Annotated in this window: 3 protein-coding genes; all 3 read left to right on the top strand. The window is 77.8% G+C overall.

Features of this window, described 5'->3' with window-relative positions; translation table 11 throughout:
- Positions 1–496, top strand: a 496-nt coding sequence (locus tag AC5LSR_RS23180; protein ID WP_493469026.1) for a hypothetical protein, incomplete at its 5' end; no start/stop codon positions are given.
- Positions 497–1,626: 1,130 nt separating this feature from the next.
- The gene (locus tag AC5LSR_RS23175) at positions 1,627–2,088 is read left to right on the top strand and encodes a hypothetical protein (RefSeq protein WP_493465778.1); all 462 of its coding nucleotides are present in this window, start codon (positions 1,627–1,629) and stop codon (positions 2,086–2,088) included.
- On the top strand, positions 2,085–3,380 hold the full coding sequence (locus AC5LSR_RS23170; RefSeq protein WP_493469025.1) for a Pvc16 family protein: 1,296 nt from the start codon (positions 2,085–2,087) through the stop codon (positions 3,378–3,380). Before AC5LSR_RS23175 ends, AC5LSR_RS23170 begins: the two co-directional genes overlap by 4 nt.
- Positions 3,381–3,422 lie beyond the last annotated feature (42 nt).

Here is a 3,422-nt window from a genome sequence, read left to right as displayed (position 1 = left end):
CCCCGGTACCGGACGGGTGACTCCTGGCCCGGCGGGGCCGGAAGCGGACTGGTACCTGATCGATGTGCCGGGGGTGGCGCGGCCCGTGCGGTTCCGGCTGCCGACCGGCGCCGACCAGCGCGCCGCCGCCGCGCTTGCGGACCGTCCCGACGCCGCCGCGGCGGCGCTGCTTGGCCGCTGCGTCCCGACGACGCCCGAACTCCCTCCCGCGGGGGCCGACGCGGTCGCGGCCGCGATGGCCGAACTCGACCCGCACGCGGAGATAGTTCTCAAGCTCGACTGCCCACGCTGCCAGGCCGCCTTCGCCACCGTCCTCGACACCGGCGCGTTCCTGCTCGCCGAGGTCTCAGGACGGATGGGACGGCTGTACCAGGAGGTGCACCTGCTCGCGTACCACTACCACTGGAGCGAACGGGAGATCATGAGCATGACCGCCCGAACCCGGGCCCGCTATCTGGGCCTTCTCGACGCCGAGCTCAGCCGGGGATACCTGTGAGCGGTCCGGCCGGCGGCGGCGCGAACGCGCCCGGGAACGAGCGAGCGGGCGTGCGTGGCGGCGGGCCCGGGGGGCCCGGGAGCGGTGGCGCGAGCCGTTTTCTCGTGGGGATCGCCCTGCGCGGCGCGGGCCGGCCCGCGCCGGCGGCCGATCAGCGGGCGGCCGCTTCCACCGCGGGGGACGTGTCGGCCGGGTCGCGTCCGCCCGCGCGGCTCGTCCCGCCCGCGCTACCGTCGGTGCTGGCCGCCTGGGATCATCCGTCCGGCGACGACGTGAGCCGGCGTCCGCCGGGCGGCTCCTGGGACGAGCACGGGCGGGCGGGCACCGACCGGGCGGACGATCTTCCAGCGGGCGGCCTTCCGGTGGGCGGCCTTCCGGTGGGCGGCCTTCCGGTGGGCGGCTCGGCCGCCGGGCCTCGCGGGGTGGCCGCGCGAGGCGGGACGGACGTGCGAGGCGGGACGGACGTGCACGCGGGCGGGACCGGCGTCGAGCCGGCCTGGCACGTCGAGCCCCCTGCCGCTTCGGCCGGTGCCGCAACGCGGTCCGCGGACGCCCTGACAGGGCCCGCGGCCGCTCTTCGGCCGTCCATGGGCTTCGACGCCCCGACACCACCGTCGACGCCGCCGTCGGCATCGCAGCCGTCGACCGGTTCGCCCCGGCGGCGGCCGGGTCCGCCCCGCCCGACGCCGGGCCCCGGCGGCCCCGGTGGTGGCGCGGTGGGCGACGAGCCGTCCGGTGGGCGCGTGGGCGTGCCGGCCGATCCGGCCGGCGGGATGCCGGCCGCAGCCGTCGGTGCGCGCCCGGACACGGACGACCGCGACGGTGCGCCACGGGGATCCGCGGATGATCGCGGCCCCGCGTCCGGGGCGGGCACGGCGGGGCCGCCACGCGTGGCCGGTCGGCCCTCCGACCTGGCTGGCCGGATCGCGCAGGCCGGGCCGGGCGCCGTCCCCCGTCACACCGAGCGGAGCGGCCGGACCGGACCGTCCGGCCGGAACGGTCAGCCCGACTCGGCCGCCGGACCGGCCGTCCCGCCGATGATCAATGAAGCGGAGGTCCGGCCGCGGACGTCGCCCGGCGTTCGGGGCGGTCCGCGTTCCCGCGGGCCGGGTGAGGATTCGCGCGCGGGTGTGGAACGCGGTCCGGCCGCGTCCGCCGGTGCCGGCGATCGTCCGTCCGGTGCTGTCTCCCGGCGCGGCGAACGCGCCGATGCGTCCTCGCCCAGCGCCGCACCGCCACGCCCCGCCGCCACCCGGGCCGCCGACACGGCTCGCGTGGCGGCGGACGTGGGCGATCCGGCGCGCCGAGGCGGGCGGGCCGGTGGGCGCGGCGAGACGTCGTGGCCCACGCCCACGCCCCGGCCGGCGCCGCCCCCGAGCATCGGGCGCCGGGCCGACGGGGTGCTCACCGGCTCGGGCTCCGGCCGGACCACCGTGCGTATCGACACGGTCGAGGTCCGGTTCCCGCAACCGGTCGTCGCCGCGGAACGCGCGGCGACGCCGGCCGCCGCGCCGGTCCCGTCCGGCCTGGTGGGCTTCGACGCCTACCAGGGCGTTCGCGCCTACTCGGCCTGGCAGCGGGACGCGCCATGAGCGGGCATGAGGTGATCAGGGACGTCAGCGCGAGCCTGCGTGCGCTCCTGCGGGACCGGGTGGCCCGGCCGCCCGGCGTCACGGACGTGCCGGTGACGGTCGGCACCCCTCGGCCGGTGCCGGCCGGCGCGAGCCCGGCGGCCGAACCGGCCAGGCTCAACCTCTTCCTCTACCGGGTGAGTGAGAGCCCGTACCTGAAGAACCTCGACGCCCCGCCCGCCGGCTCGCCGACCCGGTACGGCTCCCCGCCGCTGTCCCTGCACCTGCACTATCTGCTGACCGCGTTCGGCTCCGTGCTGGACAGCGCCGGCGACACGCACGACGAAAGCCGCGCTCAGCTTGTGCTCGGCAGCGCCATGCGGGTGCTGCACGAGACCCCGATCCTCACCGAGGACCTCGTCTCGACCCGGGACCCGGTCGACCAGCCGCTGCTGGCCGCCGGGCTCGCCGACAGCGTCGAACAGATCACGGTGACGCTGGATCCGGTCGGCCTCGACGACCTGACGAAGGTGTGGACGGCGCTGACCACGCCGTTCCGCCTGTCAGCCGCGTACCTGGTCACGGTCGTCCAGATCGATCAGCGGGCCCGGCCGCCGGTGGCGGTCGAGGTCGGTGAGGGCCCGGCCGCCGGCCCGCGGGTCCGGGTGCACACGCTGCGCACTCCGGCGATCAGCCGGCTGCGGGTCCTGCCGGCGGGGGCGGCCGACCAGCCCCGGGCACACCCTGTCGCGCGGATCGGCGACACGCTCGTCGTCGAGGGCACCAGCCTGCTGGCGCCGGCACCGGGCCGGACGCTGGTCCGCGTCGGCGGGATCGACCTTCCGCTCGCCGCCGCGCCCGTGCCGACGCCGGACCGGGTCGCGGTGGTGATCCCGGACGCGGCGCTGCCCGACGGCCGGCCCATCCCGCCGGAATCCCGGCTCCAGCCCGGTACCCACACCGTCTCGGTCGCCACCAGCGGGACGGTCGCCGGCCCGGCCCGGTCCGCCCCGGCCGCCATGATGATCGTCCCGGCCGTCGCCGCCGTCGTGGTCGAGGCGGAGCCCGGTGGCACCGGACGGATCCTGAAGGTGACCGGAAGCCGGCTGCACGTGCCCGGCCAGCCCGGTGAGACGTTGATCGGCCGGATGGTGGTCCCCGCGGCCTCCTACCTTGAGGCGTCACCGACCAGCCTGCGGGTGCGGGTGCCGGCGGCGCTGCTGGCCGAGGCGGGCCCGCCGACGCCGGTACCGGTCCGGGTCCGGGCCGCGGGCGTGTCGAGCATCGACCGCACGACGGTGGAGCTGCCATGACCATGACGACAGCCGGTGCTGTGTCCGATGGTGCCGTGAGGG

Source organism: Protofrankia sp. CiP1_Cm_nod4, from assembly GCF_982290645.1.
This window is presented reverse-complemented; position numbering and strand designations above follow the sequence as displayed.